At 71.3% G+C, this 22,444-nt stretch carries 23 protein-coding genes; 10 read left to right on the top strand and 13 right to left on the bottom strand.

Going from position 1 to position 22,444, the window contains the following annotated elements; all coding sequences use genetic code 11:
* Positions 1–110: 110 nt before the first annotated feature.
* The gene (locus MFF55_RS23790; RefSeq protein ID WP_238246586.1) at positions 111–1,775 is read right to left on the bottom strand and encodes an alpha-amylase family protein; all 1,665 of its coding nucleotides are present in this window, start codon (positions 1,773–1,775) and stop codon (positions 111–113) included.
* A gap of 362 nt (positions 1,776–2,137) precedes the next feature.
* Between MFF55_RS23790 and MFF55_RS23785 the strand changes: the two genes are divergently transcribed.
* The 3 genes from MFF55_RS23785 (at position 2,138) to MFF55_RS23775 (ending at position 7,405) form a co-directional block, all read left to right on the top strand.
* Positions 2,138–2,725, top strand: coding sequence for a hypothetical protein (locus MFF55_RS23785; protein WP_238246585.1), 588 nt, complete (start codon positions 2,138–2,140; stop codon positions 2,723–2,725).
* A 379-nt stretch (positions 2,726–3,104) separates the two neighbouring features.
* Positions 3,105–6,194 carry a penicillin-binding protein 1A gene (locus tag MFF55_RS23780; protein WP_238246584.1) on the top strand — a complete coding sequence of 1,030 codons (3,090 nt, stop codon included), beginning with the start codon at positions 3,105–3,107 and terminating at the stop codon, positions 6,192–6,194.
* 176 nt (positions 6,195–6,370) lie between these two features.
* Positions 6,371–7,405, top strand: coding sequence for a hypothetical protein (locus tag MFF55_RS23775; protein ID WP_238246583.1), 1,035 nt, complete (start codon positions 6,371–6,373; stop codon positions 7,403–7,405).
* Between the two features lie 4 nt (positions 7,406–7,409).
* On the opposite strand, the gene MFF55_RS23770 is transcribed toward MFF55_RS23775, so the two are convergent.
* The 5 genes from MFF55_RS23770 to MFF55_RS23750 form a co-directional block, all read right to left on the bottom strand.
* Complete coding sequence (locus MFF55_RS23770; RefSeq protein ID WP_238246582.1) at positions 7,410–7,688, bottom strand: hypothetical protein; 279 nt, start codon at positions 7,686–7,688, stop codon at positions 7,410–7,412.
* Between the two features lie 151 nt (positions 7,689–7,839).
* Positions 7,840–8,220, bottom strand: a complete 381-nt coding sequence (locus MFF55_RS23765) for a DUF2934 domain-containing protein (protein ID WP_238246581.1) — start codon at positions 8,218–8,220, stop codon at positions 7,840–7,842.
* A gap of 87 nt (positions 8,221–8,307) precedes the next feature.
* Positions 8,308–8,682: a hypothetical protein gene (locus MFF55_RS23760; protein ID WP_238246580.1), complete on the bottom strand. Its 375-nt coding sequence runs from the start codon at positions 8,680–8,682 to the stop codon at positions 8,308–8,310.
* Entirely contained in the window at positions 8,679–8,954 is a 276-nt protein-coding gene (locus MFF55_RS23755; RefSeq protein ID WP_238246579.1) for a hypothetical protein, read from the bottom strand. Before MFF55_RS23755 ends, MFF55_RS23760 begins: the two co-directional genes overlap by 4 nt.
* A 242-nt stretch (positions 8,955–9,196) precedes the next feature.
* Positions 9,197–9,640: a hypothetical protein gene (locus MFF55_RS23750; RefSeq protein WP_238246578.1), complete on the bottom strand. Its 444-nt coding sequence runs from the start codon at positions 9,638–9,640 to the stop codon at positions 9,197–9,199.
* Between the two features lie 72 nt (positions 9,641–9,712).
* Here MFF55_RS23750 and MFF55_RS23745 point away from each other — a divergent pair, with 72 nt between their 5' ends.
* Positions 9,713–9,916: a DUF3606 domain-containing protein gene (locus MFF55_RS23745; RefSeq protein ID WP_238246577.1), complete on the top strand. Its 204-nt coding sequence runs from the start codon at positions 9,713–9,715 to the stop codon at positions 9,914–9,916.
* Positions 9,917–10,154: 238 nt separating this feature from the next.
* Here MFF55_RS23745 and MFF55_RS23740 read toward each other — a convergent pair whose 3' ends face one another.
* From MFF55_RS23740 to MFF55_RS23715, 6 genes are all read right to left on the bottom strand, one after another.
* Positions 10,155–10,388 carry a hypothetical protein gene (locus MFF55_RS23740; RefSeq protein WP_238246576.1) on the bottom strand — a complete coding sequence of 78 codons (234 nt, stop codon included), beginning with the start codon at positions 10,386–10,388 and terminating at the stop codon, positions 10,155–10,157.
* Positions 10,389–10,556, bottom strand: coding sequence for a hypothetical protein (locus MFF55_RS23735; protein WP_238246575.1), 168 nt, complete (start codon positions 10,554–10,556; stop codon positions 10,389–10,391).
* Positions 10,557–10,621: 65 nt separating this feature from the next.
* The gene (locus tag MFF55_RS23730; protein ID WP_238246574.1) at positions 10,622–11,611 is read right to left on the bottom strand and encodes a catalase family peroxidase; all 990 of its coding nucleotides are present in this window, start codon (positions 11,609–11,611) and stop codon (positions 10,622–10,624) included.
* Between the two features lie 104 nt (positions 11,612–11,715).
* Positions 11,716–12,612, bottom strand: coding sequence for a DUF6925 family protein (locus tag MFF55_RS23725; RefSeq protein ID WP_238246573.1), 897 nt, complete (start codon positions 12,610–12,612; stop codon positions 11,716–11,718).
* A gap of 307 nt (positions 12,613–12,919) precedes the next feature.
* Positions 12,920–14,347, bottom strand: coding sequence for an MATE family efflux transporter (locus MFF55_RS23720; RefSeq protein ID WP_238246572.1), 1,428 nt, complete (start codon positions 14,345–14,347; stop codon positions 12,920–12,922).
* A gap of 24 nt (positions 14,348–14,371) precedes the next feature.
* A complete protein-coding gene (locus MFF55_RS23715; protein ID WP_238246571.1) occupies positions 14,372–16,228 on the bottom strand; it encodes an ABC transporter ATP-binding protein in 1,857 nt (618 codons plus the stop codon).
* A 102-nt stretch (positions 16,229–16,330) separates the two neighbouring features.
* Between MFF55_RS23715 and MFF55_RS23710 the strand changes: the two genes are divergently transcribed.
* Positions 16,331–16,828 (top strand): tRNA (cytidine(34)-2'-O)-methyltransferase, encoded by a 498-nt coding sequence (locus tag MFF55_RS23710; RefSeq protein WP_238246570.1) that lies wholly within the window; start codon positions 16,331–16,333, stop codon positions 16,826–16,828.
* Positions 16,829–16,830: 2 nt separating this feature from the next.
* Positions 16,831–17,748: an oxygen-dependent coproporphyrinogen oxidase gene (gene hemF / locus MFF55_RS23705; RefSeq protein ID WP_238246601.1), complete on the top strand. Its 918-nt coding sequence runs from the start codon at positions 16,831–16,833 to the stop codon at positions 17,746–17,748.
* Here the strand turns inward: hemF and MFF55_RS23700 are convergent.
* Complete coding sequence (locus MFF55_RS23700) at positions 17,658–18,005, bottom strand: hypothetical protein (RefSeq protein WP_238246569.1); 348 nt, start codon at positions 18,003–18,005, stop codon at positions 17,658–17,660. The two genes, hemF and MFF55_RS23700, sit on opposite strands and share 91 nt — an antisense overlap.
* Positions 18,006–18,147: 142 nt before the next feature.
* On the opposite strand from MFF55_RS23700, the gene MFF55_RS23695 reads away from it, so the two are divergent.
* The 4 genes from MFF55_RS23695 (at position 18,148) to MFF55_RS23675 (ending at position 22,342) form a co-directional block, all read left to right on the top strand.
* The gene (locus MFF55_RS23695; RefSeq protein WP_238246568.1) at positions 18,148–19,269 is read left to right on the top strand and encodes an ATP-dependent DNA helicase; all 1,122 of its coding nucleotides are present in this window, start codon (positions 18,148–18,150) and stop codon (positions 19,267–19,269) included.
* 108 nt (positions 19,270–19,377) lie between these two features.
* A complete protein-coding gene (locus MFF55_RS23690) occupies positions 19,378–19,773 on the top strand; it encodes a GFA family protein (RefSeq protein ID WP_238246567.1) in 396 nt (131 codons plus the stop codon).
* Between the two features lie 105 nt (positions 19,774–19,878).
* The gene (gene hslV / locus MFF55_RS23685; protein ID WP_238246600.1) at positions 19,879–20,415 is read left to right on the top strand and encodes an ATP-dependent protease subunit HslV; all 537 of its coding nucleotides are present in this window, start codon (positions 19,879–19,881) and stop codon (positions 20,413–20,415) included.
* 256 nt (positions 20,416–20,671) lie between these two features.
* Positions 20,672–22,342, top strand: coding sequence for a methyl-accepting chemotaxis protein (locus MFF55_RS23675; RefSeq protein WP_238246566.1), 1,671 nt, complete (start codon positions 20,672–20,674; stop codon positions 22,340–22,342).
* Positions 22,343–22,444: the final 102 nt, after the last annotated feature.

Genomic DNA, 22,444 nt, shown 5'->3' with positions numbered 1-22,444 from the left:
CCTCCCCCTTGTGGGGAGGGGTAGGGGTGGGGGTGGTTCCGCTGGCCGCTGCAGCAGGGTCACCCAGCCACCCCCACCTCCAACTCCTCCCCACAAGGGGAGGAGAGGCGCTAAGCCAACTTCCGCTTCAGCGGCGCGTCCAGCCCGCCGACGCGGAACCAGTGATAGCCGTAGCCCTCCATCAGGATGCGGTGACGGCCGCGCTCGGCCTCGCTGCGCTTGCCCGTGAGGAGATCGATGAGCAGCGCGCCGTCCGGCCCGGCGGCGGAGGCCGACAGCGTGATCTCAACGGGGTTGGTGTCGAGGTTGTGCAGGCAGAGGACGGCGCTGCCGCGCCACTCGTAGCGCAGCCCGAGCACCGCGTCCGCGCCGGTCTCGACGACGGAGAAATCGCCCCAGCCGATCTCCGGCACCTCCTTGCGGGTGCGGATGATGCGCTCCATCCAGTTGAGGAGCGAATCCGGGTCGTGGCGCTGGGAGGCGACGTTGACGTGGGGGTAGCCGTAGGCGCCCTCCGCGATGAGCGGCATCGTCGGGCGGGCGCTCGTGGTGAAGCCGGCTTGCGCCTCGCCCGTCCATTGCATCGGCGTGCGGGCGCATTCGCGCTCCTTCAGCGTGAGGTCGTCGCCCATGCCGATCTCGTCGCCGTAGCGCATCACCGGGGTGCCGGGCATCGTGAACATGAGGCTGTAGGCGAGTTCCAGCCGGCGCTGGTCGCCGCCCAGCATCGGCGCGAGGCGGCGTCGGATGCCTCGGTCGTAGAGCTGCATGTCGGGCTCCGGCCCGAAGGCCGAAAACACCGCCTCGCGGCGCTTCTCGCTGAGGCGGCCGAGGTCGAGCTCGTCGTGGTTGCGCAGGAACATCGCCCATTGCGTCGAGGCCGGACGGTGCGCGGTCTTCTTCAGCGCCTTGACCAGGGGATCGTGGTCGCCCATGGCCAGCGCGTAGAACAGCCCCTGGTTGACGGGGAAGTTGAAGAGCATGTGCAGCCGGTCGGCATCGTCGCCGAAATAGTCCATGTCCTGGCGGGGCAGGATGTTGGCCTCGCCCAGGATGATGGCGTCGCCCTGCCGCCATTGCAGGAACTCGCGGAATTCGCGCAGCATGTCGAACTGCTCGATCGGCTCGCCCTTCACCTCGGGACCCTTCTTCGCGATGACGAAGGGCACCGCGTCCATCCGGAAGCCGGAGACGCCGAGCTCGATCCAGAAGCCCATGATCTTCAGGATCTCGGCCTGCACCGCAGGGTGGGCGGTGTTGAGGTCGGGCTGGAAGGGCATGAAGCGGTGGAAGTAATAGGCTTTCGCCCGCTCGTCGTAGGTCCAGGTCGTGGTCTGGACGCCGGGAAAGACCATGCCCTCGTCGGCGCTGGCCGGCTTCTTGTCCGACCAGACGTACCAGTCGCGATAGGGTGAGTCCGGGTCCGCGCGGGCCGCCTTGAACCAGGGATGCTGGTCGGAGGTGTGGTTGACCACGAGGTCGATCATGACCCTGAGGCCCCGCTGCTTGGCCGCATGCGTGAAGGCGACGAAATCGCCGAGCGAGCCGTAATCCGGGTCGACGCCGTAATGGTCGGCGACGTCGTAGCCGCCATCCCGCTTGGGCGAGGGCTGGAACGGCATCAGCCAGACCGCGGTGACCCCGAGCCCCTGCAGGTAGTCGAGCCGGCGCTCCAGCCCCTCGAAATCGCCGATCCCGTCGCCGTTGGAATCCTGGAAGCTGCGCACCGACAGGCAGTAGACGATGGCGTTCTTGTACCAGAGATCCTTGATCATGCAGGCGTCCCCCGAGGGCACGGAGTGCGCCCGGGGCACAACGCGGCAGCGGGCGATTGGGTCGAGCGGGTTCGCTCGCGCCGTGATCGCCGGCATGGTTTCGCGCTACCCGACCCGCCGAGGCGCGTCCCCTCCCCCTTGCGGGGAGGGGTTCGGGGTGGGGGTGGTTCCGCCTGGTGAGCGGCAGGGTCACCCCGCCACCCCCACCTCCTACGCCTCCCCACAAGGGGGAGGAGAGAGCCGCGGCGGCGGACATGCGCCATCGCCGGCGGTATGGGCGCCCGCCTCCGCCCAAGCGAAGCTTGACTTTATCGCGAGCGCGGCATGACCCTGCCGGGCGTCGAGACGATCGGGGGACCAGGATGTCGGGACTGAAGCGCGGTCGGGCCCTGGCCCTCCTCCTCTGCCTCGGGACCGCCGCGGGCGGCGCCCAGGCCGGCGGGTCGGGCGGCCGGATCGAGATCGGCAAGCCGGCGGCGGGAGCCCCGACGCTCGCGGAGATCGACGCCCTCGACCGCGCCGTGACCGAGGCCTGGGAGAAGATGCCGCTCACGCAGCGGCGCGCCCTCTTCGTGAGCGCGCCGGCGAGCCTCTATGGCGGCTACGCCGAGCGTCCCACGAACGTCTTCGCGCCCGGCGAGAAGCTCCTCACCTACGTGGAGCCGGTCGGCTACAGCTGGAAGCCGGGCGCGGACGGCACCTACCAGTTCGGGCTCACCCTGGACTTCGCGATCAAGTCGGCGGACGGCAAGATCCTCGGCGGCCAGGACGCCTTCCAGAGCTTCGATTTCACGAGCCGCTTCAAGAACCGGGAGCTGTTCCTCAGCGTGACGATGTCGATCAGCGGTGCCGAACCGGGCAAGTACATCCTGGTCTACACGCTGCGCGACAAGGGCAGCGCGAAGACCTCGACCTTCGAGCAGCCGTTCACGATCGCGCCGAAGAGCTGAGACGAGTTCCGATTGATTGGCTCGGTCGTGCGCGTACCCCTCTCCCCGCCGGGCGGGGAGAGGGCTTTGACGACCTTGTCGTCGGCAAAGCAAGGCGACAGCCGAGGGTGAGGGGGTGTTTCCGGACGAGCCTCACGCGGAGGGCCCCCTGACCCTCGCTCCACTCGCTGCATGGACGACGGGGTCCATGCAGCCCTCTCCCCGCCCAGCGGGGAGAGGAGGACGCGCACCGAACCGCGGCGATCAAGCGGATGCGGCATGAGATGCCCACCACGCGGTGACTCTCCATAAAACAGCCGCCTTGTGCACCCCATGTTCATGGGCGCCGCTCCATGAGGATGGCACGCCCGCGTCCGTGACACCGGTGCCTTGAGGCTCGATGAACGCCATCCTGATCAAGCTGTTCGCCACCGCGCTGACGCTGAGCCAGGTCACGACGCGGCCGGACGCGGTGAAGACCGCCTTCGATCCGGCCAAGGATGCGGGGGAAGTCGTGCAGATCCTGCGCGACGGCTGCGCCCACATGCGCAAGGCCTTCGACATCGAGGACATCAACCTCGACGACCTGATCTCGACCGCGATGGAGGACCCGACCGCGGTGGCGGGAGCGGGCGCGCCGAAGCTCCTGCACGGGCTCGACATCGCCGAGCTCAACACGAGCTACAAGCAGTTCTGCAAGGGCGAGAACCCGGCGAACTCGCCCTTCGACGCGGCCGAGGTGATCGCCTTCTACAACAAGGCCGCCGCCGACCTGCCGGCGGCCGAGACGCTGAAGGACCCCAAACTCCCCGGCGCCAGCCTCATCCTCGACGGCGCGGGAAAACGCTACGCCGAGGCCTTCGAGGCCAATGGCCGCCGCCTCGTGGTGCCCATCGCCGAGGTCCCGGCCATGGTGCAGAAGGCCTTCGTCGCGGCCGAGGACAAGCGCTTCGAGAGCCACCGCGGCATCGACGAGCGCGGCGTGATCCGGGCCTTCATCGGCAACCTCGCCGCGCCCGGGCGCCCGGCCGGCGGCTCGACCATCACGCAGCAGGTCGTCAAGAACCTGATGGTCGGCGACGACGTCACCTACGAGCGCAAGATCCGCGAGATGATCGTGGCCGCGCGCCTGGAGCGCGTGCTCACCAAGCCCCAGATCCTCGGGCTCTACCTCAACGCGATCTATCTCGGGCGCAATTCCTACGGCATCGAGATGGCCGCCCGCTCCTACTTCGGGAAGTCGGTGGGCCAGCTCACCGTGCCGGAGGCGGCGCTGATCGCGGGCATGCCCAAGGGGCCGAACTTCTACAGCCCGGACCGGCACCCGGAGCGGGCAAGGGAACGCCGCGCCTACGTGCTTGCCCGGATGAAGGACGAGGGCGTCATCACCGACGCCCAGCTCGCGGAAGCCGCCAACGCCCCGCTCGGCCTCAAGCCCGTCGAGACCGCGCGGCGGGACAGCGGCTACTACGTGGTCGATCACCTCGCCCGCGAGGCGCGCACCTTCGCCGGGCTCGAGTCCGTGACCTCGGCCTCCTACACCCTGCGCTCGACGATCAATGCCGGCCTCCAGCGGGCGGCCGAGACGGCCCTTCAGGACGGGCTCGCCAATTACGAGCGGGCGACGGGGCGCCAGGTCTACGAGGGGCCGGAGTTCAACCTCGCCGAGGCCGTTCGCAAGCTCGAAGGCGCCGCGCCCGCGGCGGAGGGCGCGGTGGCCGGCGTGCCGCTGATCGTCGGCGGTGAGGCGAAGGCGCCCGAGGCCAAGCCTGCTGAAGTCAAGCCTGCTGAAGTCAAGCCGGTTGAGGCCAGGCCGAGCGAGTCGAAGGCGGCGGGCGGACGCAAGGCGGCCAAGGTCGTGGCCAAAGCCGCCGAGCCCAAGACCCCCGCCCCGAAGCCCGCCTGGCAGCGCGCTCTGGGGAGCGCCCGGCCGCCCCTCTACGACGTGCATTGGCCCCTCGCCGTGGTGCTCGATCCGGGCCAGGGCCGCCCCGCGAAGGTGGGGCTCGCCGACGGCCGCACCGCGAGCCTCGATCCCGGCCCGGCGCGGGGCCGGCTGCAGCCCTACGACGTCGTCCGGGTGAAGCTGCGCGACCCGAGCGCGAAGACGCCGCGGGCCGAGATCCGCCTGCGTCCCGTCGTCCAGGGTGCGGCGCTCGTCATGGAGAACCGCACCGGCCGCATTCTCGCGATGGCCGGCGGCTTCTCCTACCCGGCGAGCCAGCTCAACCGGGTGACGCAGTCCGTGCGCCAGCCCGGCTCGACGCTGAAGCCCCTCACCTACCTCGCGGCGCTCAACGCGGGCCTGCAGCCCAACACCCTCGTCCTCGACACCGGCGTCACCCTGCCGCCGATCGGGGGCGTGGGCGATTCCTGGTCGCCCAAGAACTACGATGGCGGCGGCTCCGGGGCGACGACCCTGCGCCGGGGCCTCGAATTCTCGAAGAACCTCGTCACCGCCCGGCTTCTCCAGGGCGGCATCGCGGCCACCGCGCCGGCGAGCCTGCAGCGGGTCTGCGACCTCGCGCTGGAGGCGCAGCTCTACGCCGAGTGCGAGCGCTTCTACCCCTTCGTGCTCGGCTCCCAGCCCGTGCGGATGCTCGACCTCGCCGGGTTCTATGCCGCCGTCGCCAACGAGGGCGGCCGGCCCGCGCCGCACGTCCTCGAGGGGGTCGAGCGCGACGGCAAGCCCGTCTACCGGCGCGAGCCGCGCGAGCCCGTCCGGATCGGCTCGGCCGACCGGGTCGCCTTCTACCAGCTCAAGACCATGCTCCAGGGCGTCACCCATCACGGCACGGCCGCCGCGCTGAGCCGATCCTCTCCCTACGTCGCGGGCAAGACCGGCACCTCCGAGAACGAGAACGACGCCTGGTTCGCGGGCTTCACCAACGAGGTCACGGTGGTGGTCTGGGTCGGCTACGACAATGCCGACGGGGTTCGCCGCACGCTCGGCCGCGGCCAGACCGGCGGCAAGCTCGCGGTGCCGATCGCCGGCGCCATCCTGCAGGCGGCCTGGGCGAACGGCGTGCCGCGCACGCCGCTCGCCCCGCCCTCGCCCGAGGCGCGCCAGTACCTGGCCGACCTTCCGATCGACGCGCGCAGCGGCGAGCGCCTCGCCGACGGCGGCTTCCTGGAGCATTTCCGGATCAAGGACGGCCGCATGGCCGACACCCAGTACAAGCTTCTGCCTCGCGAGACCGAGATGGCGATGCGCTCGGAGCCCGAGGACGGCGACCTCGACGAGCCCGGTGCCGACGCCTCCGGCGACCTCTACGACAATCTCACCGGGCGCCGCGGGCGGCAGGCCGACATCTTCGATCCCTTCGGCGACGACGGGGCCGCGCGCCGCGACCGGCGCGCGCAAGGGTATGGCGGCTACCAGCCCTGGCCGGGCCAGACCCAGCGCTCGCCCTTCGGCGACGAGGAGACCTATCCGCGGCCGCGCCGCCGCGACCCGGACTACCTGTTCGGCGACGACCCGCGCTACTGACGCGGCGTCTCCCGACCGCCTTCGGGATCGCGCATCTCTCCTCCCCCCTGTGGGGAGGAGTTGGAGGTGGGGGTGGCGGGGCGACCCTGCCGCGGAGGCAAGCGGAACCACCCCCACCCCGGACCCCTCCCCACAAGGGGGAGGTGACAGGCTCAAACGGTGAGCAAGGTACCCACGTGCAGAGAAAACTTCCGGCAATCCTCCTTTGCCTCGCCCTCGCCTCCGCCGCCTCGGCCCAGGAGGGCATCAAGCTGCAGGCGCCCGACCGCATCCGCGACGTGGCCTCGATCGAATCGGCGGACCTGGCGACCCTGAAGCCCGGCACGGTCCTGTTCACGGACCACCGCGACAATCCCTCGAACCCGGAGAGCGGGCTCGTCCCCTATCTCGACTGGGGCAAGCTCCGGCCGGCCGAGCGCGCGGTGCTCGCCCCCCATGCGGCCTATGCCGAGCCGAACTACACGACGATCGTCAACGGCGTTCCGAAGCCACGACACGAGACCCTGAAGGTCTACGTGGCGCAGGGGCGCTTCGTGGTCCCCAAGCCCGCGAGCGCGATCGACCTCTCGGCCTACGCGACCCTGCCCTTCGTCTCGAAGATGGACCCGGTCATCAAGCACAAGGCCCTGAACCCGGCCGACGTGACGCCGACCAAGGACCCGGCCGCCGCCTTCGCCCGGCGCCCGGACCGGTCCTGGTGCGCGGACGGAACGGTCTGCATCGAATCGCGCTACGACCTCGAGGGCAAGCTGCCCCTCGGCGTGAAGCTCGCCAACAAGCTCGAGGAGGGCGCCGCCAAGAAGGTGGCCGAGTTCGTCTCGTTCCAGAGCGAATTGCGCGTCCTGCCGCAAGCCGAGGCGGCGGGGCTCGGCACCCTGACGAAGCTCGACACGCCGGTGGCGGGCGGGCTCGAGCAGACGATCTTCTGGGTCAACCAGATCCTGCGCTTCGGCAAGTTCCTGGCGGTCCTCCAGCCGATGCCGGGCGACGCGAGCAAGACCGTGGTGACGACCTACATGGCGCTCGCCATCAAGGCCGACGTGCTCGACCGCAAGCAGGAATATGCCCGGGTGCCGGTGCTCAAGAACCTGCTGCCGGCCCAGGTGCTGATGGGGAACTCGTCCTTCAACACCGGCACCTCGATCAGCGCCGGCCTGCCGGTCTATGCCCGCAACCGCACGGCGGCCTTCGCCGACGCGCTGGCGAAGTGAGGCCTCAGCGCGGGAAGAAGTGCAGCCCGTCGTCGGGCAGGAGGTTGCGGGCGGGCCCGCCGGTCTGCTGGCCGCGGCCCTGCTGGTAGTATTCCAGCTCCGGGCGCCGGTCGTTGTCGCTGCCCGAATCGTATTCCCAGGGCTGGCTCCAGGGCGCGCGGCCCCCGACGCTGCCGGTGGCGTCGATGTCGTAGCGCGGGCGCAGCTCGCGATAGGGCCCGGCCGCGGCCGCGAGGGGCGTGCCGGCCAGGACGATCACGAGAAGGAGCGACGGGGTTCTCACGGGGCGGCCTCGCGGGTGGGTGGCTCGGGAACGTACCCGATAACGGCAACGCTTGCCCGGGTGTTCCGTTTCGAGGCCGCACCCTTCGGCAAAGCAACAAAAAACCCGCCTCCGTTGCCGGGGCGGGTTTGTGTCGGCCGGCGAGGGCCGGTCAGTGGAGGGCGGCGCTCGATGCCGCCGTGGCGCGGGGCGCCTTCGGGCGAGCCGCCTTGGGAGCCGTCAGCTTGGGGGCCGCCTTCGGTGCCGCCTTCGCCTTGGCCTTGCCCGTCTCGGCCGCGACGGCCTTGGTGACGGCGCTCTTCACCGCGGCGCTGCGGGCGCGGTTCGCCTTGGGCTTCAGCACCTCGGCCGGGAGCGGGGCCTGTACCGCCGCGGCGGGGGCCTGGACTACCCCGCCGGAGGCCTGGACCCGGTCGGCGCGGAGCTCGGCCTCGGCCCGCAGCCAATGCGCCTCGGCGTGGCCGAACACGCGGCCCTCGCCTTCCCAGATGTAGTAGGCGCGCTCGCGCACCTGTTGCTCGAAGGGTCTCATGAGGCTCTCCTTTCGTCCCGATCCGAGGCGACGATGGGAGGGTATGGTTAATGCGGGGTTAACCTTGGCCGGACCCGCAAGACGGCGTCAGTCGAAGGAGCGGCCCTTCGCGGCGGAGCCGCCGAGGCTGATCTTCTTGGGCTGCGGGGCGGCCGCGGGCGCGGGCGTCGCCGCCTTGGGAGCCTTGAGCTGGGACTGGCCGTGGACCACCGACCCGATCTCGCCCGCGACCCGGACGAGGTCGTCGCGGCTGCAGGCCCGGGCCACCGTGAGGCCGAGCTGGTGCATGTGGCTCTTGCCGTAGAGGTAGACCGCGAGCTTCGCCCGGGTCGTCGCCGGAATCGCCTCGAGGATGCCGGGCAGGTCGTAGGCATCGGCGCGGTAGACCTCGCCCAGGAGGTCGAGGGAGACCGGGCAATCCGGGTCGGCGACGGGGCCGCTGGTCGGGTGGGCTTGCGTCATGGGGCACCTGTCTCGGCGGAGGGGGAAGCGTCGGAGGGTCTCTCGGCCGGCACCGGTAGCAGGCATCCGGTGCAGACCGAAGCGATGGCGATTCGCGCACGCTCGTGGCTGCGGGTCCAGACCGCCTCGCGCGCGGCGAAGGCGGCCTCCGGCGAGGCCGGCCGGATGCGCAGGAAGAGCGGCTCCTGCGCCTGCGCCGCGGCCGGTGCGGCGAGCGTCAGGATCGCCGCAAGGCGCAGGCTGGGAAGGCGCAGGATGGGGCGGCTCGGCACGGCTTCCTCCGCCTCCGGGACTGCGAGCGCGGCAGGATCGAGCCCATAGGGTTAACAGGCGGTGAAGCGGCCCGGCCCGGGGTGCGCACATGCCGCAGCGACGTGACGCCGGATCGACCGGGGAGCCGGACCCGGCCTAGTTGCGGCGATGGACACCAGCGCCTTCCTCGTCATGGCCGCCGCCCTCGCCTATTCGGGCTTCGTCGTGATCGCGATGCGGCGCTGCTGAACGGCCTGCCGTTTCAGCGCCGCTCGTCCTTCTCGATCACCGCGCAGGCCGTGACGAGCCCGACCGCCGCCTTGACCACGGAACAGGTGACCAGGGCCGAGCCGGCATCGACGTGGCTGTGTCGCGTCCGCGCCGCGTTCTCGCGCGCGAGCTTGGCGGCCTCGGTGATGGATGCGGTCTCGATCCCCGTGACGACGCGGCCCGCGCGCCCGACGAGCGGGAAGTAGGCTTTCGGCAGCGCCTCGCCCCGGAACTGCACCCCCACCGCGGAGAGGCCGCCGCAGGCGAGCGTCATGGTGATATCGTCGCTCGCCGCGAGCTCGGCGAAGTCCGCGCTGCGCTTGACCAGCCGCGCCTCGGTGCCCGCCACGACGCGGTCGATCAGGTCGCCGCAGGAATCGGCGCGCGCCGGTGCGGCGAGGACAAGAAGCAGGGCTGCCGGGAGGATGGTGCGCATGGCGGGAAACTAGGCGGTGGCCGGGCGTTGTCGAGGCGGTCACTCGCGCGGGGTCGCGCAGGAGGAATCAGCATGACGGATCGAGTGGAGCCGCAGGCCGGCGACCCGGACACGGTCAGCCTTAAGGAGCCGCGGTCCCGCGCCTTCTGGGCCCGGCGCTTCGAGGTGCCCGTCGAGCAGGTAGAGGCAGCCGTCGCGGCGGCCGGCAACGACCCGGCGAAGGTCGCGGCCCATCTCGGCAAGCCCTGGCCCTACGACAAGAGCGGGATCGTCTGAGGCCACGTTCGGTCGAGCGGGTCCCGCTCGCGCCCCAAGCCCGACGCTTGTCATTCGGGGGCCGCATAGCGGAGCCCGGAACCCAGAACCATAAGGTCGTTCTTCAGCTTGCCAGGCCAGCGTCTCTAGGTTCCGGGCTCGCCTGCGGCGCCCCGGAATGACGAGCGTGGGTGGGCAACAGCCCCCTTCACGACACGTGCCGCGAGATGGACGAACGCGACGGCCCGAAGGGGCGATATCAGTCTCGTCCCGGCCCCTCGCGCGCCGTCCCGGCCCTCCCCGCAGCGGTGGCCTCCCGCTCGGGCGATTCCGCCTCGGCCTGCGACCCGTCGGGCACCTGCCATCCTCTCAGCCACAGCGCGTGCTCCTCCGACCCTTGCGGGTGAGGGTTGGCGCTCTCGGGGTCGCCGCGGTAGCGGGCGCCGCGCCCCTCGTCGAGGATGGCCGTCGGCGAGGTCGAGGGGAAGGCCATTCAGCCGCCGCCGATCGGTGTCGTGACGTGGCCCGTCCCGGCGCAGTCCGGGCAAGGCTGCGCGTCGATCGTGCCGGCGCCGCGGCAGCGGCGGCACACGTTCTCACCGGTGCCCGGCACGCCGGGCGGGGCTTCGTCTCCGGGTTTGGCAGGGTCCGGCTCGGCCATGGCGCTCTCCTCCGCCCCTCGTCTCGGGAGAAGGAGAACCGCCGTTCCGGACCCTCCGTTCCCGGTCAGGGCGCGGCGCGGCGCGAGAGCGAGATGGCGTAGGTCGGCGAGCGGATCGCGAACATCGGATCGTCGGCCGGGCCGGCCACGCCCTCGGGCAGGTCGGCGACGGGATCGAAGGTGTTGGCGTCGCAGGTGGCGTTCGGCTCGATCGCGCTGACCGCGATGGTGCCGAGCTTGACCGACTTGCGGTTCTCCTCCGGCCACGTGGCCGTCGAGTCGTTCGTCGGATCGCCGGCCTCGCCCAGAACAGCGACGAGGTCGAAGGTGGCCGGGCCCTTGGCGAGGCGCTCCTTGAGCTCGTCGGCGTAGAAGCTGTCGGGCTTGGCCTTCAGCTCGTCGTCGATCAGCCCGAGCTGGCCTGCGGTCGCGACGGTCTTCAGCTTCACGATCTTGGCAGCCCCCTTGGCGTCGGTCAGCGTGTAGGCCTGGACCCCCCAGTAGTCGACGCCCGCGAAGCTCGCCGGGACGGGGCGGGCGTTGAGCCAGGCCGCCTGCTTGGTCGTCTCGGGATTGGCCGTCCCGAACGCCTTGATCTTGTCGGCATCGGGCTTGCCGTCCGGGCCGGGTGCGCGCACCCGGGCGAATTCGAGAAGCTGCTGGGGCGTCTTCGTCGAGAAGACCGGCGCCGAGATGAAGACGAAGACCATGTCGCCGGTCGTGTCGGTGAAGCGCATCGCGAAGCCCCGCGTCACGGGCTTGGCCTTGTCCGAGATGCCCGGGTTGCTGCCGCCCATGGAGAACCGCATCGTCATCGGCACCGCCTTGGCGAAGTGCGGCGCCTTGGTGAGGCTCGGCGCCTCGGCCGACGGGGTGAAGGTGCCCTTGGCGCAGACGCCCTTGGCACCGCTCGCCCGGACGCCGGGCTTGTTGCCGCCGGCGGCGAAGAGCGCATCGACGATGGCCTGGGCGTCGGCCTCCTGGGCGGAGACGGGCCCCGCGAGAAGGCAGGCGAGCGCCGCGGCACAGCCCGCGGTCATACGTGTCGACATCATGATGCCTCGTCTCCGGTGCGCGTCGTGCGTCAGGTCGGTTGATTGGATCGATTCCAGATAGACCGTGAGCACGACCGACGCACGAAGAAAAGCTTGGCGGTCACTCAAGCGTGACCCTTGGGTGGCGGGCTCGCCAGGAAGGGCGCCTGCCGCTCCCCGGCGCGCCGCGCCGCCCGGGCGTGACGGCCTCGGGGCTCCGCGAGGCCGTGCTTGACGGCGAGGAGATCGGGATCGCCCCAACGGGTGAGCAGGGCCTGGAAGGCGTCGTGGCGGGCGCGATCGAACGGCATCGGCCGGCCTCGCGCATCCCGGCATGGGTGGGGCGGATGAATCGCGGCCACCGGCACGAGGCCCGCCGGGATCGGCGCCGTCGCGGCATGGGTGCGGCCGGCGCGCAGGATCTCCGGGACGAGGTAGGCGCGCGGCCCGTCCGGCCGGGGCTCGGCGGCAAAGACCTCGATGCGGCCGATGCGGGCGCAGAGGACGCGGTCCGCATTCAGGGCGAGGAGCGCCGACGCGAGCGCGGTTCCCTGATCGAAGAACGGCCGGCCGCAGGCGGCGCGCAGGCGGGAGGTGGTCTCCGGATCGCGCGAGCGCAGGCAGGCATCGATCGCCCGCAGACGGAGACCGAGGTCGAACAGCACGCCGCCCCGATCCGCTGGGCGGGCCGCCTCATGGTCCGGGCCGAGCTCGGTGAGCAGCGTCCGGCCGTTCATGGCGCACGCGGCATCCGGCAGGCAGAGCGCGAGGGCGTGGCTCCAGCCCGAGCGGAACGCGGTCTCGTAGGCGACGGGCCGCAGACCAGGCCGCGGGTGCAGGGCGATGGCGCCGCGCCCAGTGGCAATCCCGAGGCGTTCATCGGTCAAGGCTGTTGCGGCCTCGTCCGGTTCACGTCGGAACTCTGCGAGCGCGCCGAAGCTGCCGAGGCTCAAGGAGGTCTCGGGATCGGCGAGCGCCGCCCGCAGCAGGGCGGCCACGGCATCGGCGTCGGGCGTCGTCATCGGCTGGCGCGCGTGTGGTAGGGGAAATCGGATGCCACCACTACCCCATGAGGTCGGCCCGCGCCTCTCCGCCCAGGCGGGCCAATGCCTCCGGCCTCGCGGACGAACCGCGGGTCCCCTCTCCTAGAGGGAGAGGTTGAGGGGCGTGCCTTATCCGGAGAGTTCGCGCCCCTCACCCCAACCCTCTCCCCCTGGGAGAGGGAGTCCGGCGTGGTTCGCATGTGCGCCGACGAGTCGTCGTGTGAGGCTGGCGATCGGCCAGAGGGACCGCTGTTGAAGCGATCCGAGGGATCAAGCGAAGGCCGTGTCAGCCGGCATTTCCCCGAGCGGCGCCCGGTTTGCCGCTCAGCCGCAGCCAGCGCGTCACGAGCAGGACAGACACCACTAGCAAGCCGGCGCAGAACCCCGCCCAGATCCCCTGGCCGCCGAAGCCCGCGCCCCAGGCGAGCGCTGCGCCCAGCGGTACCCCAACGCCCCAATAACCGCTCAGCGCGATGATCATCGGCACCTTGGTGTCCTGCAGCCCCCGCAAGGCGCCGAGCGCCACCGATTGGACGCCGTCCGAGATCGCGAAGAAGGCCGAGAAGATCAGGAAGCCGATGGCGACGGGAAACACCTCCGCCGCGCCGGGCGCCCCCGCATCGAGGAACAGGCCGATCAGCGTCCGCGGCGCCAGGAGCTGGAGCAGCGCGCAGAACACCATGAAGCCGAAGCCGAGGGAGAGCGCCACGGCGCCCGCCCGGCGCAGGGCCGGCCGGTCGCCGGCGCCGAGGGCGCGGCCGACCCGCACGGTCGCCGCCTGGCCGATGCCGTTGGGCACCATGAAGCAGGTCGCCGCGATCTGCAGCGTCACCGCATGGGCCGCGAGCGGGATGGTTCCGAAGGTGCCCATCGCCACCGTAGCCGCCTCGAACAGCCCCGCCTCGGCGATGCCGGTGATTCCCATCGGCAGGCCGACCCGCACGACGCGGCCGAGCCGCTCGGGATCGAAGCGCCAGAGGTCTGCCAGGAGGCGGTGGCGGCGCAGGTCGCGGTCGAGGCCGATGATCGTCACGAGGGCGAAGAGCGCCAGGAACTCGGTCACCACCGTGCCCAAGGCCACGCCGACGATGCCGAGCTTCGGCGGTCCGAACGCGAGGAAGGCGCCGAGGCCGAGATTGATCGGGAGTGCCGCGAGGCTCACGGCGAGCGGCGGTCCTGCCCTCTGCAGCGCGGCGAGCGCCCCCTTCAGCACCATGAAGGCCAGGGCGGGAAGCATCCACCATTGCAGCACCCGCATGTAGGCGCCGGCCTCCCGGGCCACGGCGGGTTCCTGGGCGAGCCGCAGGAGCAGCGCCTCGGCGTTCCACAGCAGCGGCATCAGCGCGCCCGTGACGATGAGGCTGAGCCACAGGCCCGCCTGCACCGTGCGACGCGCCTCGTCCCCGGCGCCCGCGCGATTCTCGTCCGCCGTCCGGCCGATCGCCTCCGCCACCAGGGGCGCCACCGCGGAGGTGAGCCCGATGCCGCCGATGAAGAGGAGGAGGTAGAGGCCGGTCGCGAGGGCGCCGGCGGCGATCGGCTCCGCGCCGAGTCTTCCGAGCAGCACCGTGTTCGAGGCGATCAGACCGTGCTGCGCGAGGTTGATCAGGACGAGCGGCGCCGACAGCCGCAGCGTCGCGCGCACCTCGTCCCGCCAGGGCGTGGCCGGCCGCTGCCCGAACTGGGTCGCCGCGAGGCTCGATGTCGGTGTCATTCCACCCGGCTTCCGTGCCGCGGCTCAGGAGGCCGCGGCCGGCGCCCGGTCTCCCAGGAAGCCGCCGGACTGGCGCTGCCAGAGATCGGCGTAGAGGCCGCCGCTGCGGATCAGCTCGGCATGGCTGCCCTCCTCCACGATCCGGCCGCGATCGATCACGATGAGCCGGTCGAGCGCCGCGATGGTCGAGAGGCGGTGGGCGATGGCGAGCACCGTCTTGCCGCCCATCAGCGTGTCGAGCGCGTCCTGGATCGCCGCCTCGACCTGGCTGTCCAGCGCGCTCGTCGCCTCGTCGAGGATCAGGATGGGGGCGTCCTTGAGGATGACGCGGGCGATCGCGATGCGCTGGCGCTGACCGCCGGACAGCTTCACGCCGCGCTCGCCGACATGGGCGTCGTAGCCGCGACGGCCCCTGTGGTCGGAGAGATCGAGGATGAACTCGTGGGCGTGCGCGAGCCGCGCGGCCCGCTCGACCTCGGCCGGGCTCGAGCCGGGCCGGCCGTAGGCGATGTTGTCGCGAATCGAGCGGTGCAGCAGCGAGGTGTCCTGGCTGACCATGGCGATGGAGCCCCGCAGGCTGTCCTGCGTCACCCCGGCGATGTCCTGCCCGTCGATCAGGATGCGGCCGCCCTCGAGGTCGTGGAGCCGCAGGAGCAGCGAGGTCACCGTGGTCTTGCCCGCGCCGCTGACGCCGACGAGGCCGACCTTCTCGCCGGGGCGGATCCGGAAGGACAGGTTCTCGATGATGCTGGCGTCGCCCCGGCCGTAGTGGAAGTCGACGTTCTCGAAGCGGATCTCGCCGCCCGTCACGCGGAGCGTGCGGGCCTCGGGCGCGTCGATGAGGCCGTGGGGCCGCGCGATCGTCTGCATGCTCTCCTGGATCACGCCGACATTCTCGAAGATGCCGCGCACCGTCTGCATCACCCAGCCCGACATTGCGATGAGGCGCAGGACCAGGGCGAGGCCGGCCGCGGCCTCGCCGGTGGTGAGCCCGCCGCGCTGCCAGAGCACCAGGCACATGCCGGCCGTCGAGAGGATCAGCAGGCTGTTGAGCACGCCGAGCAGGGTCGTCGTCAGGGTGACGAGCCGGAACTGGTGCAGGTAGGCCTTGGTGTGGACGTCGACGGCCCCGCGCACCGCGGCGCGCTCCTCGCGGTCGCGGGCGAAGAGCTTCACGGTCAGGATGTTGGTGTAGCTGTCGACGACGCGACCGATCAGGTGCGAGCGGGTGTCGGCGGTGGCGTGCGAGCGGGCGCGGGCGCGCGGCACGAACCAGCGCGTCAGAAGCGAGTAGGCCCCGACCCAGACCACCACCGGCAGCGCCAGCCAGACGGAGATCGAGCCGAACAGGCCGATCGCGGTGACCGCGTAGATCGCGACGTAGAGCAGCGTGTCGATGAACACGACGGCGAGCTCGCGCACCGCCGGCCCGACCTGCACGACGCGGTTCGCCAGCCGCCCGGCGAAGTCGGCCTGGAAGTACGAGAGCGAGTGGCCGAGCGTGTAGAGATGCGTGCGCCAGCGGATCTGGTTCGTCGCCTGCGGCACGAGGAGCTGGTTCGAGAGCAGCTCGTGCAGCCAGATCGAGATCGGGCGCACGACGAGCACGAAGCCCGCCGCGAGCGTGATCGCGGTCCCGTGCTGCGGCCAGAGCGTCGCCCGGTCGGCCGTGTTGAGGAGGTCGATGAACCAGCTCATCAGGAGGTAGAGCGAGGCCTCGACCGTACCGGCGACCAGCGCGATCGCGAAGAGCAGCATCAGCGCGCCCCGCATCGGCCGCAGGTAGAAGCCCGCGAAGCCGAGCACGGTCTTGGGCGGCATCCGGCCCTCGTCGAAGGGCGCGAACGGGTCGATGCGGCGCTCGAGCCAGTCGAGGAACATGGGCGTCTGCCGGTGTCTGGAGGTCCGTCGGGATGTAAGCGCCCTTGACGACCTGCCAACCCGGGGGAGATGCCGCAGATCCTCAAATCAGCGATCGGCCCGATGCTCCGCCTCGCCCTCTACCAGCCCGATATCCCGCAGAACACCGGCACCATGCTGCGGACGGCCGCCTGCCTCGGGCTTTCCGTCGAGATCATCGAGCCGGCCGGGTTCGACGTCTCCGACCGGCACCTGCGCCGCTCCGGCCTCGACTATCTCGACCACGTCGCGATCACGAGGCACCGCTCGTGGGAGGCCTTCTCGCAGTGGCGCCGTGCGGCCGGCTGCCGGCTCGTCCTCGCCACGACGTCGGGCGCCCTGCCTTATACCGGGTTCGCTTTCTCCGAAGGGGATTGCATCCTGCTGGGCCGGGAATCGGCGGGCGTGCCCGAGAGCGTCCACGAGGCGGCCGATGCCCGCGTCGTCGTGCCGATCCGCCCGGGGCTGCGTTCCCTCAACGTGGCCGTCGCCGCCGCGATGATCGCGGGCGAGGCCCTGCGACAGGTGGCCGGCCCGCCGCGATTGACGCGTTCGACCTGGGATGGGACATCCCAGCCATGACGATGCCGGACACCACCGCGCGCGCCCTCCCCGAGGCCGAGCTCGCCACGCTGAAGACGCAGGCCGCCGCTTGGTTCGCGACCCTGCGCGATCGGATCGTCTCAGCCTTCGAGGCGCTGGAGGACGAGGCCTCGGGCCCCTTCGCGCCGGAAGCGCCGGCGCAGCCCGGGCGCTTCGTGAAGACGCCCTGGGAGCGCACGGACCATAGCGGCCAGCCCGGCGGCGGCGGCACCATGGGCATGCTGAAGGGCCGCGTCTTCGAGAAGGCGGGCGTCCACGTCTCGACGGTCTACGGCGAGTTCGCGCCGGAATTCCGCGCGCAGATGCCGGGCGCCGCGGAGGATCCGCGCTTCTTCGCCACCGGCATCTCGCTGATCGCGCATCCCTGGAATCCGAACGTGCCGACCGTGCACATGAACACCCGGCTGGTGGTCACGACCAAGACCTGGTTCGGAGGGGGAGCCGACCTGACGCCGGTACTCGACCGGCGCCGGACGCAGGACGATCCCGACACTCTGACCTTCCACGCGGCCATGAGGGCGGCCTGCGATGCCCATCCGGCCGCGGATTACGACCGCTACAAGGCCTGGTGCGAGGAGTACTTCCACCTAAAGCACCGCAACGAGCCGCGCGGCATCGGCGGCATCTTCTACGACTATCACTGGACCGGGGAGCCCGAGGCCGACCTCGCCTTCACCCGCGACGTCGGCGGCGCCCTGCTCGCGGCCTACCCGGCCATCGTTCGGGCGAACTTCGAGAAGGCCTGGACGGAGGCCGACCGCCTGGAGCAGCAGGTTCGGCGCGGACGCTACGTCGAGTTCAACCTGCTCTACGACCGCGGCACCATCTTCGGACTGAAGACGGGCGGCAACGTCGCCTCGATCCTCTCCTCGCTGCCCCCGACCGTGCGCTGGCCGTGAGGGGACGCGCGTTCGGCGCTCGGTCCCCGGGCGCGAAGCAGCCCGTCGAGGCTGTGGACCGCGCGGCGGAGCGCGTAGATCTCCGCCGCGAGCGGGTCCTGGCCACGCAGCTCGCTGAAGCTCTTGTCGAGCCGCGCCTTGGCGATCTCGAGCTCGGTCAGCAGGCGGGCCGCGGCCAGTTCGGCGCCGGCCGCCAGTGCCTGACCCGGCGCGCCGGGCTCCATCCGCGCGGTCCTGAGTTCGAGAATCGTCGCCATCGGAATCTCCGCCTCTGCGCCGGCCGGGCCGTCGCGGTCTGCGGGCAAGCGTCGGACGCCTCTGTTTCCCGCAGATGTCCGGACGGGATCTCTGCCCGCGCGCGGCGTCGGTCCGTGCGCTTGCGCACGCGGCCCTGACGCTATGACGGGCACCGACCTTCCCTCACGCTTCGCGCCGCAGCAGGAGGCGGCGCTCAAGGCCATCGCCGCCTGGCGCAAGGGCGGCGGCGCCCAGGTCTTCCGCCTGTTCGGCTACGCCGGGACCGGCAAGACCACGCTGGCCCGCCGCATCGCCGACGACGTCGAGGGGGCGGTGGTGTTCGGCGCCTTCACGGGCAAGGCGGCCTCGGTGATGCGCGCGAGAGGCTGCCACGAGGCGGCGACGATCCACTCCCTGATCTACCGCACCAAGGAGAACGAGGAGGGCGGCCCGGCCTTCACCCTCAATCGCTCGGGTCCGGCGGCGAAGGCCGAGCTCATCATCATCGACGAGTGCTCGATGGTGGATTCCGACCTCGGCAACGACCTGCTCTCGTTCGGAAAGCCCGTGCTGGTGCTGGGCGACCCGGCTCAGCTTCCGCCGGTGCGCGGCGGCGGCTTCTTCACCGAGGCCGAGCCCGACGTCATGCTCACCGACGTGCACCGGCAGGCCGTCGACGACCCGATCGTGCGCATGGCGATGACCGTGCGCGAGGGCGGACAGCTCAGTCGCGGCACCTTCGGCAACAGCCGCGTTGTGGCCCGGCGCGAGCTCGAGCCGTCCCTGGTGATGGAGGCGGACCAGGTCCTGGTCGGGCTCAACAAGACGCGCCGGCTCTACAACACGCGGCTGCGCGAGCTCGCCGGCCATGTCGACCCGATGCCGGCCGTGGGCGAGAAGCTCGTCTGCCTGCGCAACGACCGCACCAAGGGCCTCCTCAACGGCTCGACCTGGACGGTGCACGCCTTGCGCGCCGCGCCGCGCCCCGACACGATCCGCCTCGACGTCGTGCCCGAGGACGACCCGGCCCTGCGGCGGCGCCCCACCGATATCAAGGTCCTGCGGGCGGTGATCCAGGGGTCGGAGGAGGAGATCCCAGCCTTCCTGCGCCGCGAGACCGACGAGTTCACCTACGGCTACGCGCTCACCGTCCACAAGGCGCAGGGCTCGCAATGGGACCGTGTGGTGCTGTTCGACGAATCCTACGCCTTCCGCGAGCACCGCGCCCGCTGGCTCTATACCGGGCTGACCCGGGCGGCGCAGGCGATCACGGTGGTGGTCTGACCGGCGCGCCGTCATGGACAGCGCCGCCGCCGGCTGGTGTAGTCACCCCGCCCGATTCGGAGAGCGGCCGTATCGCGGGCCGCCCGCGGGCTTGTCGGGGAGGCGGGCATGAGTGTGACGGGACGCTGCCGCTGCGGCGCGATCAGCTACGCGGCGGAGGGGGAGCCGGTGCACAACGCGCTGTGCCATTGCTCCGATTGCCGCCGCTCGGCCGGCGCGCCGGTCGTGGGCTGGGCCCTGTTCCCGCGCGAGCGGGTGAGCGTCTCGGGCGAGCCGGTGAGCTACGAATCCTCGCCCGGCGTGGTCCGGCAGTTCTGCGGCCGCTGCGGCACCGGCCTGTTCTACGTCAACGAGAGCCTCTTCCCCGGCCAGGTCGACATTCAGACCGGGAGCCTGGACGAGCCCGACGCGCTGCCGCCCCAGATCCGCATCCAGACCGCGGACGCTCCGCGCTGGTTCGCGGAATTCGGCGTCCTGCCCACCTTCGCGCGCTTTCCGGAGTAGCGACGGAGCGGCGCCGGGTTGGACCGGAAGGGTCGGGCGATTACCTGTCCGGTTCGAGAAGAGAGTTCGGAGCCTCCCTTGCCCCATCCCGACGACGCCCCCCGCATGCACGCGACCACCATCCTGATGGTCCGCAAGGGGGGGCGCGTCGTCATCGGCGGCGACGGCCAGGTCAGCCTCGGGCAGACCATCGTGAAGGGCAATGCGCGCAAGGTCCGGCGGCTGGCCAAGGGCTCGGTGATCGGCGGCTTCGCCGGGGCGACGGCCGACGCCTTCACCCTGTTCGAGCGGCTGGAGGCCAAGCTCGAACAATATCCCGGCCAGCTCACCCGCGCCTGCGTCGAGCTCACCAAGGATTGGCGCACGGACCGCTACCTGCGCCGGCTGGAGGCGATGATGCTCGTCGCCGACCGGGAGGTGAGCCTGCTGCTCTCCGGCGCCGGCGACGTGCTGGAGCCCGAAGGCGGCGTCATGGCGATCGGCTCAGGGGGCAACTACGCGCTCGCCGCCGCCCGCGCCCTGGAGGACGGGACGCATGACGCCGAGGCGATCGTCCGGCGGGCCATGGCCATCGCCGCGGAGATCTGCATCTACACCAATGAGAATCTCGTGATCGAGAGCCTGGAGGCGCCGGAGAGCTGACCGGCTCCGCCCCTATCGGCGGATCAGGACGACGCCGCCGATCAGGAGCCCGACTCCCAGGAGCCGGGGCAGGTCGACGGAGCGTTGCGGCAGGCCCATGCGGCTCATCGGACTTCTGGAGGCCGAACGCGAGGCCCTGACGGCATCGCCGGCCGCGATGGACACCATCAAACCTCGGCCTATTCGGTGATATGTTAACGGGGCCGCAAGCAAAGGCGAATAGAGGGGGATGTCGCCATAATCTAGGTATGTCGTGATGCGGATCCGAACAAAAATCCTCGCCTTCGTTGCAATCTGTAGTGTGACGACACTGCTCGTTGCGGGGATCAGCATCCAGACGCTCGCGACCTTCAACGCGGCGCTCGGCGAGACGAAGCAGGCCTCGACCCGCTCCCTCCACGGCGCCAACCTCAACCGCATCGTCACGGGCGTGGTCGTCGAGGCACGCGGCATCTACGCGTCGAAAGACCGGGCCGACGCCAAGAAATACGCCGAGCGCCTCCTGAAGAACCTGACGGCGATGAACGCGCTCCTCAAGGAATGGGCGCCCCTCGTGCGGGAGGGCGACCGCGCGCTATTCGACAAGCTCGTCCAGGATGCGGCGGCCTTCACGACGCTGCGCACCGAGACGGCGCGGCTGGGCACCGAGGTCGCCCCGAGCGCCGCCGCCGAGCAGGGCTTCACCGAGGCAAACCGGGCGAACCGGCAGGCCTTCCAGGACAGCATCGACGCCCTGGTCGCCCGGGCACGCGGCGAGGTCGAGGCGATCGACAAGGCGACGGACGCGCTCTACGCGGAGCGCTTCGCGCTCCTGGTGGCGCTGGCGCTGGGCGGAACCCTCGGCTGCCTCCTGATCGGCGGCTTCGTCGGAAACCGCCAGATCGCGCGCCCGCTCGGCGGCGTCGCCGCGGCGATCCGGCGCCTGTCCGAGGGCGACCACAACCTCCCGGCGGTCAAGCCGAGCCGCGACGAGATCGGCGCGATCTGGACGAGCATGCAGGTCTTCGCCGGAGCGATGCAGGAGGCCGCGCGCCTGCGCGACGGCCAGGAGCAGGCCGCCGGCGTCGCGAGCAGCCGCCGCCGCGCGGAGCGGAGCGAGCTCGCCGAGCGCTTCCAGGGCAGCGTCGGCAGCCTCGTCGGGCGCCTCTCGGGCGCGGCCCAGGAGATGGAGCGGACCGCGCACGGCATGTCGGCCAATGCCGAGAGGACCAACCGTCAGTCGAGCGCGGTGATGGCCGCCGCCAACGAGACCGCGATGAACGTCCAGGCGGTGGCCGCCGCCACCGAGGAGCTGGCCGCCACCGCGAACGAGATCGGCATGCAGGTCGCGCAGACCTCGGCCGCGGCGGCCGGCGCCGTCGAGAGCGCGCGGCGCACCAACGCCCGCGTCCAGGCCCTGTCGCAGAGCGCCTGCAAGATCGGCGACGTCGTCGCGCTCATCTCCAGCATCGCCGGCCAGACCAACCTTCTTGCCCTGAACGCCACGATCGAGGCGGCCCGGGCCGGCGAGGCGGGGCGCGGCTTCGCCGTCGTCGCGGCGGAGGTGAAGGAGCTCGCGACCCAGACCGCCCGGGCCACCGACGAGATCACGGCCCAGATTTCGGCGATCCAGGACGCCACGCGTCACACGGTGGGCGCGATCGAGGAGATCGGCACGACGATCGGCAGCGTCCACAGCATCGCGCTCGGCGTCGCGGCGGCCGTCGAGGAGCAGCAGGTCGCGACGCAGGAGATCGCCCGCAGCGTCAACGACGCCGCGCGCGGAACCCAGGCCGTCACCGAGACCATGGCGCAGGTCCAGGACGCCGCGGTCCAGGCCGGCACCGGCGCCGCCCAGGTCCTCGACGCGGCGGCCGAGCTCTCACGGCAATGCGGCGCGCTCGGTGGCGAGGTCGAGGGGTTCGTCTCGGGCATTCGGGCCGCGTGATGGGGGCGGCCGACCTGGAAAGCGGGGTCGTTCAGGCTTAGATCGAAGGACGGGGTACGGCCGCGCTTCGGCGGCCGTCCGGACGGTCCTCGCGCGGCGATA

It is taken from the genome of Methylobacterium iners (genome assembly GCF_022179305.1).
GTDB lineage: Bacteria > Pseudomonadota > Alphaproteobacteria > Rhizobiales > Beijerinckiaceae > Methylobacterium > Methylobacterium iners.
The sequence above is the reverse complement of the archived record's forward strand: the minus strand, read 5'-3'. Positions and strand labels throughout refer to the sequence as shown.

Coding starts and splice junctions, on each gene's coding strand:
- MFF55_RS23790 (WP_238246586.1), bottom strand. CDS start 1,775: ATGATCAAGGATCTCTGGTACAAGAACGCCATCGTCTACTGCCTGTCG.
- MFF55_RS23785 (WP_238246585.1), top strand. CDS start 2,138: ATGTCGGGACTGAAGCGCGGTCGGGCCCTGGCCCTCCTCCTCTGCCTC.
- MFF55_RS23780 (WP_238246584.1), top strand. CDS start 3,105: ATGAACGCCATCCTGATCAAGCTGTTCGCCACCGCGCTGACGCTGAGC.
- MFF55_RS23765 (WP_238246581.1), bottom strand. CDS start 8,220: ATGAGACCCTTCGAGCAACAGGTGCGCGAGCGCGCCTACTACATCTGG.
- MFF55_RS23760 (WP_238246580.1), bottom strand. CDS start 8,682: ATGACGCAAGCCCACCCGACCAGCGGCCCCGTCGCCGACCCGGATTGC.
- MFF55_RS23750 (WP_238246578.1), bottom strand. CDS start 9,640: ATGCGCACCATCCTCCCGGCAGCCCTGCTTCTTGTCCTCGCCGCACCG.
- MFF55_RS23745 (WP_238246577.1), top strand. CDS start 9,713: ATGACGGATCGAGTGGAGCCGCAGGCCGGCGACCCGGACACGGTCAGC.
- MFF55_RS23740 (WP_238246576.1), bottom strand. CDS start 10,388: ATGGCCTTCCCCTCGACCTCGCCGACGGCCATCCTCGACGAGGGGCGC.
- MFF55_RS23735 (WP_238246575.1), bottom strand. CDS start 10,556: ATGGCCGAGCCGGACCCTGCCAAACCCGGAGACGAAGCCCCGCCCGGC.
- MFF55_RS23730 (WP_238246574.1), bottom strand. CDS start 11,611: ATGATGTCGACACGTATGACCGCGGGCTGTGCCGCGGCGCTCGCCTGC.
- MFF55_RS23725 (WP_238246573.1), bottom strand. CDS start 12,612: ATGACGACGCCCGACGCCGATGCCGTGGCCGCCCTGCTGCGGGCGGCG.
- MFF55_RS23720 (WP_238246572.1), bottom strand. CDS start 14,347: ATGACACCGACATCGAGCCTCGCGGCGACCCAGTTCGGGCAGCGGCCG.
- MFF55_RS23715 (WP_238246571.1), bottom strand. CDS start 16,228: ATGTTCCTCGACTGGCTCGAGCGCCGCATCGACCCGTTCGCGCCCTTC.
- MFF55_RS23710 (WP_238246570.1), top strand. CDS start 16,331: ATGCTCCGCCTCGCCCTCTACCAGCCCGATATCCCGCAGAACACCGGC.
- hemF (WP_238246601.1), top strand. CDS start 16,831: ATGCCGGACACCACCGCGCGCGCCCTCCCCGAGGCCGAGCTCGCCACG.
- MFF55_RS23700 (WP_238246569.1), bottom strand. CDS start 18,005: ATGGCGACGATTCTCGAACTCAGGACCGCGCGGATGGAGCCCGGCGCG.
- MFF55_RS23695 (WP_238246568.1), top strand. CDS start 18,148: ATGACGGGCACCGACCTTCCCTCACGCTTCGCGCCGCAGCAGGAGGCG.
- MFF55_RS23690 (WP_238246567.1), top strand. CDS start 19,378: ATGAGTGTGACGGGACGCTGCCGCTGCGGCGCGATCAGCTACGCGGCG.
- hslV (WP_238246600.1), top strand. CDS start 19,879: ATGCACGCGACCACCATCCTGATGGTCCGCAAGGGGGGGCGCGTCGTC.
- MFF55_RS23675 (WP_238246566.1), top strand. CDS start 20,672: ATGCGGATCCGAACAAAAATCCTCGCCTTCGTTGCAATCTGTAGTGTG.